At 56.9% G+C, this 13,359-nt stretch carries 11 protein-coding genes; 7 read left to right on the forward strand and 4 right to left on the reverse strand.

Annotated elements, in window-relative coordinates; translation table 11 throughout:
• Positions 1–10: 10 nt before the first annotated feature.
• Positions 11–1,219 (reverse strand): acetyl-CoA C-acetyltransferase, encoded by a 1,209-nt coding sequence (locus VJ956_RS06070; protein ID WP_324082809.1) that lies wholly within the window; start codon positions 1,217–1,219, stop codon positions 11–13.
• A 184-nt stretch (positions 1,220–1,403) separates the two neighbouring features.
• On the opposite strand from VJ956_RS06070, the gene VJ956_RS06075 reads away from it, so the two are divergent.
• On the forward strand, positions 1,404–1,670 hold the full coding sequence (locus tag VJ956_RS06075) for a late competence development ComFB family protein (protein ID WP_324082811.1): 267 nt from the start codon (positions 1,404–1,406) through the stop codon (positions 1,668–1,670).
• Positions 1,671–1,676: 6 nt separating this feature from the next.
• On the opposite strand, the gene VJ956_RS06080 is transcribed toward VJ956_RS06075, so the two are convergent.
• A complete protein-coding gene (locus tag VJ956_RS06080; protein ID WP_324082813.1) occupies positions 1,677–4,193 on the reverse strand; it encodes a DUF349 domain-containing protein in 2,517 nt (838 codons plus the stop codon).
• Between the two features lie 67 nt (positions 4,194–4,260).
• On the opposite strand from VJ956_RS06080, the gene VJ956_RS06085 reads away from it, so the two are divergent.
• Complete coding sequence (locus VJ956_RS06085; protein ID WP_324082815.1) at positions 4,261–4,752, forward strand: regulatory protein RecX; 492 nt, start codon at positions 4,261–4,263, stop codon at positions 4,750–4,752.
• Here VJ956_RS06085 and mltF read toward each other — a convergent pair.
• The gene (gene mltF, locus VJ956_RS06090) at positions 4,731–6,218 is read right to left on the reverse strand and encodes a membrane-bound lytic murein transglycosylase MltF (protein WP_324082834.1); all 1,488 of its coding nucleotides are present in this window, start codon (positions 6,216–6,218) and stop codon (positions 4,731–4,733) included. The two genes, VJ956_RS06085 and mltF, sit on opposite strands and share 22 nt — an antisense overlap.
• Before the next feature lie 339 nt (positions 6,219–6,557).
• On the opposite strand from mltF, the gene purL reads away from it, so the two are divergent.
• Positions 6,558–10,463: a phosphoribosylformylglycinamidine synthase gene (gene purL / locus VJ956_RS06095; RefSeq protein WP_324082817.1), complete on the forward strand. Its 3,906-nt coding sequence runs from the start codon at positions 6,558–6,560 to the stop codon at positions 10,461–10,463.
• Between the two features lie 371 nt (positions 10,464–10,834).
• On the forward strand, positions 10,835–11,146 hold the full coding sequence (locus VJ956_RS06100) for a YqfO family protein (protein WP_324082819.1): 312 nt from the start codon (positions 10,835–10,837) through the stop codon (positions 11,144–11,146).
• Between the two features lie 9 nt (positions 11,147–11,155).
• On the opposite strand, the gene VJ956_RS06105 is transcribed toward VJ956_RS06100, so the two are convergent.
• A complete protein-coding gene (locus tag VJ956_RS06105) occupies positions 11,156–11,698 on the reverse strand; it encodes an NUDIX hydrolase (protein ID WP_324082821.1) in 543 nt (180 codons plus the stop codon).
• A 100-nt stretch (positions 11,699–11,798) separates the two neighbouring features.
• On the opposite strand from VJ956_RS06105, the gene VJ956_RS06110 reads away from it, so the two are divergent.
• The 3 genes from VJ956_RS06110 to VJ956_RS06120 are packed head-to-tail and all read left to right on the forward strand — an operon-like array spanning position 11,799 to position 13,114.
• Entirely contained in the window at positions 11,799–12,386 is a 588-nt protein-coding gene (locus VJ956_RS06110) for a CoA pyrophosphatase (RefSeq protein ID WP_324082823.1), read from the forward strand.
• A 1-nt stretch (position 12,387) separates the two neighbouring features.
• Positions 12,388–12,954 carry a gamma carbonic anhydrase family protein gene (locus VJ956_RS06115; RefSeq protein ID WP_324082824.1) on the forward strand — a complete coding sequence of 189 codons (567 nt, stop codon included), beginning with the start codon at positions 12,388–12,390 and terminating at the stop codon, positions 12,952–12,954.
• A complete protein-coding gene (locus VJ956_RS06120) occupies positions 12,932–13,114 on the forward strand; it encodes a DUF1289 domain-containing protein (RefSeq protein ID WP_324082827.1) in 183 nt (60 codons plus the stop codon). Before VJ956_RS06115 ends, VJ956_RS06120 begins: the two co-directional genes overlap by 23 nt.
• Positions 13,115–13,359: the final 245 nt, after the last annotated feature.

Genomic DNA, 13,359 nt, shown 5'->3' on the forward strand with positions numbered 1-13,359 from the left:
CGGTGCCGGCTCAGATGCGCTCGATGATGGTGGCGATGCCCATGCCACCGCCCACACACAGGGTGGCAAGGCCGTAGCGCTGCTCTCTGCGCTCCAGTTCGTCGAGCAGGGTGCCCAGAATCATTGCGCCGGTCGCGCCCAAGGGGTGACCCATGGCGATGGCGCCGCCGTTTACGTTTATCTTTTCATCCGGTATGGACAGCTCTCGCTGGAACCGCATCACCACGGACGCGAAGGCTTCGTTCACTTCAAACAGATCAATCTGGTCGGCCGCCATGCCGGCTTTTTCGAGAGCTTTCCGCGCGGCCGGGGCAGGGCCGGTGAGCATGATCGTGGGGTCGGTACTGGTAACCGCGGCCGCCAGTATCCGCGAGCGGGGTTTGAGCCCCAGGGCCCGGCCTTTTGCTTCGCTGCCGATCAGCATGGCGGTAGCGCCATCAACGATGCCGGAGGAGTTGCCGGCATGGTGCACGTGATTGATTTTTTCCACGAAGTGGTATTTTTCCCGCGCTACGCCGTCGAAGCCCATCTCGCCCATCGTCTGGAAGGAGGGCTTGAGGCCCGAGAGTGATTGCAGGGAGGTGCTGCCACGGACGTGCTCGTCATGGTCCAGAATGACAACACCGTTCTGGTCGGTGACCGGAATGATGGATTTGGCAAAATAGCCCTTTTCCCAGGCGTTGGCGGCTTTTTGCTGGGATCTGACAGCAAATTCGTCCACATCCTCACGGCTGAAGCCTGCCAGTGTGGCAATCAGATCTGCGCCGATACCCTGGGGCATGAACCCGGTGTGCAGGTTGGTGGCCGGGTCGGTGGCCCAGGCCCCGCCATCTGACCCCATCGGGACGCGGGACATGGCTTCAACGCCGCCGGCGACTACCAGATCTTCCCAGCCGGAACGCACCTTCATGGCCGCAAGGTTGACGGCTTCAAGGCCTGAGGCGCAAAAACGGTTAAGCGTGACACCGGCCACCACTTCGTCCCAATCTGCCGCCAGGGCAGCGGTCTTGGCAATATCCGCGCCCTGGTCACCCACAGCGGTTACGCAGCCCAGGACAATGTCATCGACCTGTGAGGTGTCAAGGCTGTTGCGCTGCCGCAGTGCCTCCAGAACCTGGGTCACCAGGGTAACGGGTTTGACGCTGTGCAGGGAGCCGTCCTTTTTCCCGCGCCCTCTGGGCGTGCGCACCGCGTCGAAGATATAGGCTTCGGTGGTCATTTGCTGTCCTCGGTGGATGAACATCTGTCAATAGCCAACCATAGCGGCTGGCGCGCTTAAGGGGTAATGGCGGGCAGTGCCAATTGCATTGGCTAAAGTGTTCATCGTGGGCCCGCTCATGACTTTTCCCGGACCTGAATCTATGGTGTACAGACAAGTAACCCGCAAAGGCAGGAGTAAAGCCATGTCTCTGATCGACGAGATCTATAATCTATACGAAAAACTGGTGGCGGACGCCATCCTTGAAACGCGACAGCCAGGGGACGAACAGGACTTTCTGGCCGATGTTATGTGTGTGGCGCTTAACCGACTGCCTTCAAGGTATTACCGCCATAGCGTTGACATGATGTTTTACATGGCTGAAGGGGAAATGAACGACCTGAAGCAACAATCCCTGGACGCGGTCAAGGACGCCAGGGAGTTTGTAACAGGGCATGGAAGAGAGTTGTGACATTGCTCAGCCCTGCGAGCCGACGACTTTCTCCAGTGCTGCGATAAGGCGGTCGGCCCGGTTCTGACTCACCGAGTCGTCATCCGGCCGCAGGCACCATCCTGCCACCAGGGTCCTGAGCTGGTTCAGTAGATCCTGGCCATTGTCGCTGCCGCCCATTCCGTCCGCCAAGCGTCTGACCTGAATCTCCATCCGGCGGGTCTGTTCCTCCTCGGGGGAGGGTATCCCGGCCAGAATTTCAGCCCGGATGACCAGTTCGTCAGCGTCCGCATCTTCCAGGTTCGCCGCCAGTTTGCCCCAGTTTTCCGGCAGATCTGACACGTTCAGCGGGGCTTCGGCCCGGGCCCGGATATGCCTTTGCCACTGTTCCAGTTGTTCGCGGCTGCGCCGGGACTCAATGGCAGACTTCAGACGTTGCTGCTCCTGCTTTACCTGATTCCGGACCGGGTTCGAGAGTGGCTCTTGCAGCAGGCTGTCCAGTCCGGGCAGGGCGTTTTCAAGGTCGGCCAGCGGCTGATTGTGGTGCTCTGTCAGCGACTCTTCCAGAACAGTCCTGGCTTTTTCATCAGCGGCGCGGGTCTGCTCCTGTTGTTCGTTTTTCACCGCATCTCTGCGGGCAAAAATCTGATCGCAGGCTTTACGAAACGCCTGCCAGAGTCTGCGGTCTTCACGATGACGGGTAATACCTGTCTGCTGCCATTCATTCTGCAGATCCTTGGCCCGACTCATGGCCTCGCTCAGAGGCTCGTGTGCGATCAGCGCCTCGGCCCTTTCTACAATGGTCTGCTTGAGTGCCTCATTTTTCTTGCGTTCCTGATTCAGCGACTCCTCAAGCTGTTTCAGCAGACCGTCAAACTCTTTCTGGACCGGACGGTTATCCCGGAACTCAATTGGCCAGGCTGCCTTCCACTCTTCTCTTGCCTTCTGGTGAATCTGCTCGGCGGCTTTCCAGTCGATGGCCTGCCAGTCAGCGTTTTCAATGAAGGCCCGCAATTGCTCCACGATGGTTTTCCGGGTTTCAAGGTTGCCCTGTTTGAGACCGGATTTGGCGGAAAAATAAGCTTTGCAGGGCTCGTAGGCCAGGTCGGATGCCTGTTTGAAACGCGACCAGAGTTCCCGGTCGGAGGAGCCTCCCAGTGAGCGCCATTCGCCCTGGATTTCCTTGATGCGTTCGGCCTTTGCTTCCGGATCGATCGGTTGCTCTGCCAGGTGTTCCATCTGTTCGCACAAGGCAATCTGCTTGGGCCGGGTGGCAAAGCCCTGCCAGTCGTTCAATTCACGAAGCTGGCCACCGAGCAACTGAACCCGGGGCTGGAGGGGTTGCCCAAAACGCCGGTCCAGCTGTTTCAGTTGCTGCTGCACCGTTTTGAACAGCTGTTTTGATTCCTTCAGTTGCCTTGCTTCCAGGGCCTGCTCAAGCTCTGTCAGTGTTTTTTTCAGGGTTTCGGCGCGGGCTTTCTGTTCTTCCGAGTTCTTCTTGTCGCGCTTGCGGTCCGGTTCGTGCGGCGGTTTCTGGCCTGTCGTGCTGACCAGTTGCAGCAGCAGGGGCGGCATTTGGAAGTCAGCTGGCCAGTCAATAACGTGGACCAGCTCCTCAGCGGTCTGCACCGGGATTTCGCTGTCGCTTGTGGTCCCGGCTGCAGGATTTTCCAGTGAGTTTCCGGGTTCGGCGGGGCTGATCAGTGCCTGAATGGCGTCCCGGTTCTGGTTCAGTCTTCGTAATGCTGCAATGTAAGCTCGCAGGGCCAGCATCAAGGATTCGTAGGTTTTCTGCTGCTGCTTTTCGACAGCCGTGTCGCGGGTGGCTTCCATCCAACGGTTTTCCTGGGTTTTCTGCAGCGCATCCAGTGAGCCCAGTGATGGTTCCGCGTCGGCAGCCGGCTGGCTGAGACTGCTGACGGTTTCTTCCAGCAGTGCCAGCGTTTCAGAGCGTTGATTTTTCTGTTCCAGAGCGCGGGTTGCTCTGGCTTTCTCTGCCTTCATCGCCGCCAGGCGGTCACGGCAGTCGTGAACACCCTGTAAAAATTCGCTGGCTTGTGTCGGTGTGGCGTGGCTTTCCAGTTCAGTCCATTGTTTCAACAGGGCTTCAAGGCGGGGTTCAAACAATTTGGTGTCGTCGCTTCGGGCCTGCTCCTGCACGTTGCGGACAAGCGATGCTATCGCCTGTTCCCGCTGATGCTGTTGTTCTTCCCCGGCGCGAATGACCTGAAGCGCCTGGCGAACAACCTGGTAAACACCTTTGTCCTTGCCTTTTGCCTGCTTCTGGACCCGCTGGAGGCTGTCCTTTTCGGTCAGCAGTTTTGCTGCTGACAAGCGGATATCCGCCGACAGCCCCTGACTGGCAAGTTGCTCCAGCTCGGCCTGTGAAGGTGATGCAGAAAGTTGCGAGAGTTGCGACTGGCGCACCTCATCCTGGAAGTCTGATTTCTCCTGCTGGCTGGCCGTTGGCGCGCTGGGTACATCCTGTTTCGGAGCCGGCACCGTTTTTTTGCGGCCGAAGATTTTCTGGATAAACGCAGCCATAGAAGTATCCTTTGAAAAATATGAGCGTTAGTCTAGCGTTTTGAAGGCAAGGGCGGGAAGAGTCAGGATGACAAAACAGGAAGATTCGGAACAAAAGGCCAGGGCGGTTGCTCTCAGGTTGCTTGCCCGTCGCGAGCATAGCCGCCTTGAACTGGATCTTAAACTGCGTCAGCGCAGATTCGAGTCAGCGGTCATTGCCAAGGTACTGGATGAGTACGAAGCCAATAACTGGCTGAATGATGAACGGTTTGCAGATGTATTTTCGCACCAGCGTTTTGACCTTGGTTATGGTCCGTTGAAAATTATCGCTGAACTTCAGCAGCGTGGCATAACGCGCCCCCCGCAATGGCTGACCGCAATGACGGACCGGCAGTGGATCGAGAGCGCTATAACGGTGCGCGACCGTCGTTTCGGGTTGTCAGATATACGTCAGGACTGGAATGAAAAAGGCCGGCAGGGACGCTTTCTGTCGCGTCGGGGTTATGCCAGCGACCAGGTTGAAGCGGCTCTGGAAGCGTTTCTGACCGACGATCAGGATCAAAGTGTGGGGGGCAGGTAGCCCAGTTCTTCCATCAGTCGCTGGCCCGGGTTCTCCGGCAGGACTCCCGGCTCCGGCGCAACACCTGATTCCATGCCTTCGAGTTCGCTGAACCAGGGCTTTTCACGGGCATCCGCGATGTCGGCGCTTTCGGTCATCCAGGCCAGTACGTCGTAATAGCGGCGGATATTCTGCACATAAATAACCGGTTCATTGCCCCGGGCGTAGCCAAAGCGGGTTTTGGTGTACCACTCTTTCTGGGCCAGCAGAGGCAGAAATTCCTTCACGTCCATCCAGCGGTCGGGATCCTTGCCTGCGCCTTCGGTCAGGCGCCGGGCGTCTTCCACGTGGCCCCAGCCCACGTTATAGGAAGCCAGCGCGAACCAGGTTTTGTCCGGTTCTGGTATCCGCTCGGGCACTTTACGGCGAACAATGGTGAAATATTTTGCCCCGCCGCGAATGCTTTCTTCCACATCCAGGCGGTTACTGACACCGATATGACTGGCGGTGTTCCGGGTCAGCATCATCAGGCCACGAACACCGGTGGGCGAGACGGCATTTGGCCGCCAATGGGATTCCTGATAACCGATGGCAGCAAGCAAACGCCAGTCCAGATTGTAGGAAGCGGCATGCGCGCGGAACAGCTCATCATATTTTGGCAGACGGTTCTTTACATGATGAAAGAAGGTGCGGGCGCCCACATAGTTCAACCGGTCGAGGTGGCCGTAGAAGCGCTCTGCCAGTTGTTCAAGTGTGCCGTCGGCTTCGACCTTTGCCATGAATTGCCGGGCCGCAGTGGCAAGACTCTGGTCCTGTTCGGCCGGGAACAGCCACAGCAGATCGGAAGGTTCGTTCAGGCTGAATGCCCGTTTAACCTCCGGAAAGAAGACGTGGTGGAGATCAAGTTCGTTTGAAGCCACAACGGCGTACGGCAATTCACCGGACTCGACCCGGGCGAGCAATCCGGCTGCGTCCAGATCCTGATGCGGGATCCAGTCAATGGCAGTTTCCGGATCCTCCTGAGCTGCCAGCGGGGTGCGGTGGTTACTGTCAGCCATCAGATGAATCGCCTGGCCGCTCAGATCCTGCAGAGATTCCGGCCGTTCAAAGTCGCGGTTGTAAACCACCACAGACCGGGCCACGATACCATTGGCGACAGAATGGAAGCGGGCGTCAAATTCGGGTCGGCCAGTGAGGCCGGTCAGTCCGAGATGAGCGTAGTTGCGATCCAGAATGGACAGGATTTCACTGTTGTCATCAGCGATTCGGAGCCTGAGCTCGACCCCCAGATCCTCGGCAAACATCCTGGCGAGCTCGTAATCGTAGCCGGTTTTGCCATCGCGACCTTCATAATAGATCGAGGGGGCCGTCCGGGTAATGATGTGAAGCACGCCTTCCGCCCGGACCTCCTGAAGTGTGCTGGGTCGCGAGCAGCCAGCTACCAGCAGAGCGACAGCCACGACCAGTGCAGCTCTTGTCAGAGTCATCAGCCATTGCTGAATGACTTCCGGAAAAACACCGGGCAAATTCTGAACTCCATTATTGCGGACCGAGGGGTTGTACGGCGTGTGCTCTGTTCCGATCACCTGGGCGTAACCTCCCATTCCAAGCCTCCCTGGCGAAGATTCATGATCGATGGTCTGGGCCGTGCGGTCAAATTAATTGTTCAAAATATATGCAAAATGGTGTAAAACCGGACAGCGTCTGCACTCTTTATGGACCTGTATCCCGGCTTCGCTTTCAAGTATCATTGCGGCCTTTCAGATGGCCGGGTACTACCTCTACGTATTACCCCGATAAACCCGTTCCGTGCACAGGTTTAGATCATGCTCGAACTCCGTGGCGCCCCTGCGCTCTCGCCTTTCCGTTCCCGCAAGCTGCATTTGCGTATCCAGGATATCGTGCCTGAGATGGAGCATTTCTACGCCGAGTTCATGCACTTTGTTGATCTGGAGTCCGATCTTACGCCGTGCGATCAGGCGGTGCTGGACCGGCTGCTGACCTATGGTCCCAGCGTACCTGTCGAGGAACCGGACGGTGTGCTTTTCCTGGTGATTCCGCGCCCCGGCACGCTGTCGCCCTGGTCCAGCAAGGCCACGGAAATTGCCCGTAACTGCGGCCTGCGCCAGATACGTCGTATCGAACGTGGAACTGCCTATTATGTGAAATCGGGCAAAAGGCTCAGCCCCGAGCAGCGGGAAAAAATTGCGGCTCTGCTGCACGATCGCATGACCCAGAAAGTGTTCCATGAAATGGGCGGTGCCGAACTGCTGTTTCATATCGAGGAGCCGCGACTGCTTTACCGGGTGCCGGTACTGACCGGTGGTCGGCGCGCGCTGGTAGCGGCAAACCAGTCCCTGGGGCTGGCGCTGGCAGAGGATGAAATTGATTATCTGCTGAAATCGTTTACCCATCTCGAGCGTGACCCCACGGACGTCGAGCTGATGATGTTTGCCCAGGCAAACTCGGAGCACTGTCGCCACAAGATTTTCAATGCCTCCTGGGATATTGATGGCGAGGGCCAGGACAAGTCGCTGTTCGCGATGATCCGTAATACCCACGAAATGAATGGCGAGGGCGTGCTGTCAGCCTACAAGGACAACGCGTCTGTGATCAGGGGGAGCAGAGGTGGTCGCTTCTTTCCGGATCCGGAATCCGGAATCTACCGCTATCATGAGGAAGACATCCACATTCTGATGAAGGTGGAAACCCACAACCACCCGACCGCCATTGCACCGGCGGCAGGCGCTGCAACCGGTTCCGGCGGCGAGATCCGCGACGAGGGCGCCACCGGCCTTGGTTCCAAGCCCAAGGCCGGGCTGACCGGCTTTACTGTTTCCAGCCTGAATATCCCCGGTGACGGCCAGCCCTGGGAAATTGGTTATGGCAAGCCCGGGCGCATCGCTTCGCCGCTGGAGATCATGATTGAGGGCCCCATCGGCGGCGCCGCCTTCAACAACGAATTTGGCCGCCCCGCGCTTGCGGGTTACTTCCGCACCTTTGAGAGCATTGTTCCGGGCGCCAACGGTGTGGAAGTCCGCGGTTATCACAAGCCGATCATGATTGCCGGGGGTCTTGGCAACATCCGCCCTGATCATGTTGAAAAAAGCACCATTCCCGTGGGCGCCAAGCTGATCGTGCTGGGCGGTCCGTCCATGTTGATTGGCCTGGGCGGCGGTGCGGCGTCCTCTATGGATTCCGGCTCCAGTAATGAGAATCTCGATTTTGCGTCGGTCCAGCGGGACAACCCGGAAATGGAGCGTCGTTGCCAGGAAGTTATTGACCGTTGCTGGCAGATGGGCGATGACAATCCGATCTGCTTCATCCACGACGTTGGCGCCGGTGGCCTGTCGAACGCCATGCCGGAACTGGTAAAAGACGGCGGCCGCGGTGGCAGCTTCGAACTGCGGGATATTCCCAGTGACGAGCCGGGAATGTCCCCGCTGGAAATATGGTGCAACGAGTCGCAGGAACGCTATGTGATGGCGGTGGCACCAGAGAACCTGGAGCGCTTTGACTCGCTTTGCCGCCGCGAGCGCTGCCCCTATGCTGTGATCGGCGATGCCACCGGGGAGCACCATCTGCAGCTGTCGGATTCCTATTTCGACGACCGGCCGGTAGAGCTGCCCATGGACGTACTTTTTGGCAAACCGCCGAGAATGCACCGCAGCGTTACCCGTTCGTCGTTTACCAAGCCAATCTTTGATTCCAGCAGGATTGACGTCAACGATGCTGTTGACCGGCTGTTGCGTCTGCCGGCTGTAGCTTCGAAAAACTTCCTGATTACCATCGGTGACCGCACTATTACCGGCCTGGTTGCCCGGGATCAGATGGTGGGTCCGTGGCAGGTGCCGGTAAGCGATGTTGCCGTCACCTCGGTTTCCTTCGATGTCAGAACCGGCGAGGCGATGGCCATGGGGGAGCGAACCCCGGTTGCGGTAATCGATGCACCGGCTTCCGGCCGTCTGGCGGTGGGTGAGGTGATCACCAATATTGCCGCTGCATCCATTGCCGCGCTGTCGGATATCCGGCTGTCGGCGAACTGGATGGCAGCGGCGGGGCATCCCGGTGAAGATGAGAATCTTTATGAGACTGTAAAAGCCGTTGGCATGGAGCTGTGTCCGGCCCTCGGAATTGCGATCCCGGTGGGCAAGGATTCCATGTCGATGAAAACGGTGTGGGAAGCAGACAGCGGGGAACAGAAAAGCGTGACATCACCGCTTTCGCTGATTGTCAGTGGTTTTGCCCCGGTAGTGGACGTAAACCGGACGCTGACCCCGCAGCTTGTCAGCGACGCCGGTGAAACCGATCTGATTCTCATTGACCTCGCCGCCGGTCAGAATCGCCTCGGTGGCTCATGTCTGGCGCAGGTTTATGGTCAGGTGGGGGCGGTTGCACCCGACCTTGATGACCCGGAGGACATGAAGGCATTTTTTGCCGTCGTCCAGGGCCTCAACGGGGATGGCAAATTGCTGGCCTACCACGATCGTTCCGATGGTGGACTGTTTGTGACTCTGGCGGAAATGGCATTTGCCGGTCATACCGGTATTGATATCAAACTGGATGGTCTTGCCGAGGATTCGTCCCAGATTCCAAGAGAGCTTTTCAATGAAGAACTGGGTGCCGTTGTTCAGGTGCGCCGCGAAGATACCGGCCCTGTATTGCAGCAGTTCTCGGCTGCAGGCCTGGGTGATCACACCTCGGTCATTGGCACCCTGAATGATGAAGACCAGGTGCGGTTTTCGTTCGCGGGGCGGGAAATTATTTCCCGCCAACGGGCAGCATTGCAGCGACTCTGGGCGGAAACGAGTTACCGGATCCAGTCTCTGCGGGACAATGCAGACTGCGCGCAGGAAGAGTTCGATAACCTGCAGAAAACCGATGATCCCGGTCTGCACGCCGAGCTGACATTTGATCTTGGGGACAATATTGCTGCGCCCTTCATAAATACCGGCGCAAAACCCAGGGTAGCGGTGCTCAGGGAGCAGGGCGTCAACGGCCAGGTGGAAATGGCGGCGGCTTTTGACCGGGCCGGATTCGAATCCGTTGATGTCCATATGAGTGACCTGCTTTCAGGCCGGGTCTCTCTGGAAGGATTCAAGACGTTGGTGGCTTGTGGCGGATTTTCCTATGGTGACGTTCTCGGTGCAGGTGAAGGTTGGGCGAAATCCATCCTGTTCAGTGACCGTGTGCGGGATCAGTTTGCGGCTTTCTTTAATCGCCAGGACACTCTGGTCCTGGGTGTCTGTAATGGCTGCCAGATGCTGTCAAACCTGCATGAACTGATTCCGGGCAGCACGGGCTGGCCACGTTTTGTGCGCAACCAGTCAGAGCAGTTTGAAGCCCGTCTGGTGATGGCAGAAGTTCCTTCATCGCCGTCCGCTTTTATGGAAGGCATGGCGGGCTCGAGAATGCCTATCGCTGTAGCCCATGGTGAGGGCCGCGTTGAATTTGCCAATGGTGCGTCAGCAGAGCAACTGGCTGACAGCGAGTTGGTGGCTCTGCGTTATGTTGATAACCATGGTCAGGTTACCGGGCGCTATCCTTACAACCCCAATGGCTCGGAACACGGCATTACGGGTGTGACCACGCCCAACGGACGGGTCACCATCATGATGCCGCACCCTGAGCGGGTGTTCAGGACCTCCCAGTATTCATGGCACCCGGCGAACTGGAATGAAGACGCTCCCTGGATACAGATCTTCAGGAATGCCCGGCGCTGGTACGGATAGACTGCGCGCAAGTCAGAAAAAAACGTTCCGGGTGGTTCCGTAAAACGACGTTATCCGGCCGGTTTTTTTCGCTAAATCCGCTGATCTGGTCTTGACGTCAGAGTTTTATTCACATTTTCGGGGCGCCTGCGCCTGCCTTGTGCGCAAAGCTTCGGGTTCGAGTGCATTTTTTGCTGGACATATATAAAATATTGATAAATAAGAGGTTATTGATTTCGGGTAATTTGTCGCCAATTTAACGGAAGCGCAGTAATTGCGGGGCCTGGACGAAGGTTACCCAAATCTTTCCCCAGAGTTATCCACAGATTTTGTGGGTAAGTTCGTAACTGCCTAATCTGGCCAAAATATTGTTTTTTCGGGAGGTGTTGGCCATGTACAAGCTCTGCTATTTCGTTCCTGAGAGTCATCTGGAAGCAACTAAAAATGCTTTATTTGTTGCCGGTGCTGGCCGTATCGGTGATTACGATTGCTGTGCCTGGCAATGTCGCGGGCAGGGTCAGTTTCGTCCGCTCGATGGCAGTCAGCCATTTCTGGGGCAGTCGGGGGAGCTTGAGAAGGTGGATGAGTATCGGGTCGAGCTGGTATCTGAAGACAGCGCGATCAGAGCTGCCATTGCTGCCCTGAAGCAGGCTCATCCTTATGAAGAGCCCGCTTATGACGTTTTTCGCATGGAAGACCTGTAGCTAGCGCTTCTACTTGCGCATCTGATAGCGGATATCTTCCACATGAACGGTGTAGCGGCCCTTGCTGTGATCCTCCAGAAACAGCTCAAGCGTTCTGCGCACGGTGGGGAACGAGAGTTCGTCCCAGGGAATGTCACTGAGAGCAAAAAGCCGGGTTTCCAGCGACTCTTCACCAGCGCCGAAATCTTCGCTGGTCAGTGTGGCCCGGTAGAACATGTGTACCTGGTCTATGTGAGGCACATGGATGACGGTGTAGAGGTCTCCCATGGTCACGGTGGCCAGCGCTTCCTCAAGAGTTTCGCGGGCAGCCGCCTCAAGCGTGGTCTCGGAATTCTCCATGAACCCGGCGGGCAGGGTCCAGAACCCGTACCGGGGTTCGATCGCCCTGCGGCAAAGTAGTACCTGGTCATCCATCACCGGAACGGTACCGGCGACAATTCTCGGATTCTGGTAATGTATAGTCTCGCAATTGACACAGACGTAGCGGTAACGATTGTCGCCCTGCGGAATGCGCTGCTCGACGTGATCACCACAGGTACTGCAGTATTTCATTCGGGTCACCGTAAAATTGATAAATGTGCTGTTGAGAATGCAACTATCCGCGCTGCGGGTGTCTCATTCAAGAATCCGATTTAAAAAACGGAGCCAGAGTTTGCGCGAGTTACTTCACGAACGTCTGTCAGATTATGTCCCCCGGCTGTTAACGCTGGATTGTCCGGAAGCAGGGGTACTGGTTCCGGTGACTGATAATCTGGCCAACCCGGAAATTGTGTTTACGCTCAGATCGGAAAATCTGAGCACTCACCGCGGCCAGGTTTCGTTTCCTGGCGGGCGGCGGGACCGGGAAGACCATTCTCTGGCTGCTACCGCACTCAGGGAAACCCATGAAGAAATCGGTCTTCCGCCGGATAAAGTTGAGCTGATAGCGCCACTGAGCCAGGTGATGTCGCTGCACCAGATTCTGGTAACGCCATACGTAGGGGTGATTCCAGGCGATCATCCGTTGACCGCGAACCCCGCCGAGATCGAAAGTATCTTCCGGGTGCCGGTCAGCTTTTTTCTTGAGGACCGCCGCGAACGTACTGACGCACTGAACTTTTTGAATAATACTTTTTATGTCCCCTGCTATCGCTGGGAGGGTTTCCAGATCTGGGGTCTGTCTGCGGTCGTACTGGTAGACTTTCTGAACGCTGTGTATGACGCCGGCATTGATCTTCTCGAACCAGCCAAAGGAGGCTGATATGTTTTACGAGCTTGGCGACAGAAAGCCCGAACTGGCGGGAGGGGGCCAGTTTGTGGCCGAGAACGCAACGGTTATCGGCAGTGTCCGGCTGATGGAGCAGGCCAGTGTCTGGTTCAATGTGGTAATTCGTGGCGACAACGAGTTGATAACGATTGGCCCGGAGACCAATGTCCAGGACGGATCCGTCCTCCATACCGATCCGGGTCTTGCCCTCAGCCTGGGGCGTGGCGTTACCGTCGGTCACAAGGCCATGCTGCATGGTTGCGATATTGGTGACTATTCACTGATCGGCATTAATGCGGTTATCCTGAACGGAGCAAAAATTGGCAAACATTGTCTGATCGGCGCGAATACGCTGATCCCCGAGGGAATGGAAGTGCCGGACGGCTCACTGGTCGTGGGCTCTCCAGGCAAAATAAAGCGCGAGTTGACGGACAGCCAGAAAAAAATGCTGGAAATGAGCGCGTCTCATTATGTAAAAAATGCGGAAAACTACCTGAAGTGTCTCAAACCCTGTGAGCCATCGGAAGCGGGAGACGATAATGCGTCGACAGGACCGGGTTAAATCTCCGTGCGTCAGTATCTGTGCGCTGGATGAGCAGGATATCTGCATTGGCTGTCATCGCACCATGGATGAAATAACGGGCTGGTCGCGTCTGGACAATGACGAGCGTCTTGAAGTGCTGGAAAAGGTTGCGCTACGGGAACAGAAGGCTTGCCTCTGAGTCTCTCACCCGACCGGGCGGAGACCGGGTTGATCTCGTCCTGGGCGACGCAGGTGTTATCAGCCTAAAACGATTTGCTGACAGTGGATGTTTGCCGCGGACGAAAAGTTTCGCGGCAACCGTTGACACCTTGGGGCAGGGCTGTAGAATACGCATCTCTTTCGAGGGGCACGCCGATTTTGCGGGCCGGAAATCGACGGACAACCGGTTGAAAACATTAGAGATTCTGAGTACCGAATTTCTTC

Origin of the sequence: Marinobacter sp. (genome assembly GCF_035268745.1) — a bacterium.
Classification (GTDB): Bacteria; Pseudomonadota; Gammaproteobacteria; order Pseudomonadales; family Oleiphilaceae; genus Marinobacter.

Bases quoted from the DNA above. Each gene is read 5' to 3' on its own strand.
- VJ956_RS06070 (WP_324082809.1), bottom strand. From the start codon at position 1,219: ATGACCACCGAAGCCTATATCTTCGACGCGGTGCGCACGCCCAGAGGG.
- VJ956_RS06085 (WP_324082815.1), top strand. From the start codon at position 4,261: ATGACAAAACAGGAAGATTCGGAACAAAAGGCCAGGGCGGTTGCTCTC.
- purL (WP_324082817.1), top strand. From the start codon at position 6,558: ATGCTCGAACTCCGTGGCGCCCCTGCGCTCTCGCCTTTCCGTTCCCGC.
- VJ956_RS06120 (WP_324082827.1), top strand. From the start codon at position 12,932: ATGCGTCGACAGGACCGGGTTAAATCTCCGTGCGTCAGTATCTGTGCG.
- mltF (WP_324082834.1), bottom strand. From the start codon at position 6,218: ATGACTCTGACAAGAGCTGCACTGGTCGTGGCTGTCGCTCTGCTGGTA.
- VJ956_RS06075 (WP_324082811.1), top strand. From the start codon at position 1,404: ATGTCTCTGATCGACGAGATCTATAATCTATACGAAAAACTGGTGGCG.
- VJ956_RS06080 (WP_324082813.1), bottom strand. From the start codon at position 4,193: ATGGCTGCGTTTATCCAGAAAATCTTCGGCCGCAAAAAAACGGTGCCG.
- VJ956_RS06105 (WP_324082821.1), bottom strand. From the start codon at position 11,698: ATGAAATACTGCAGTACCTGTGGTGATCACGTCGAGCAGCGCATTCCG.
- VJ956_RS06115 (WP_324082824.1), top strand. From the start codon at position 12,388: ATGTTTTACGAGCTTGGCGACAGAAAGCCCGAACTGGCGGGAGGGGGC.
- VJ956_RS06100 (WP_324082819.1), top strand. From the start codon at position 10,835: ATGTACAAGCTCTGCTATTTCGTTCCTGAGAGTCATCTGGAAGCAACT.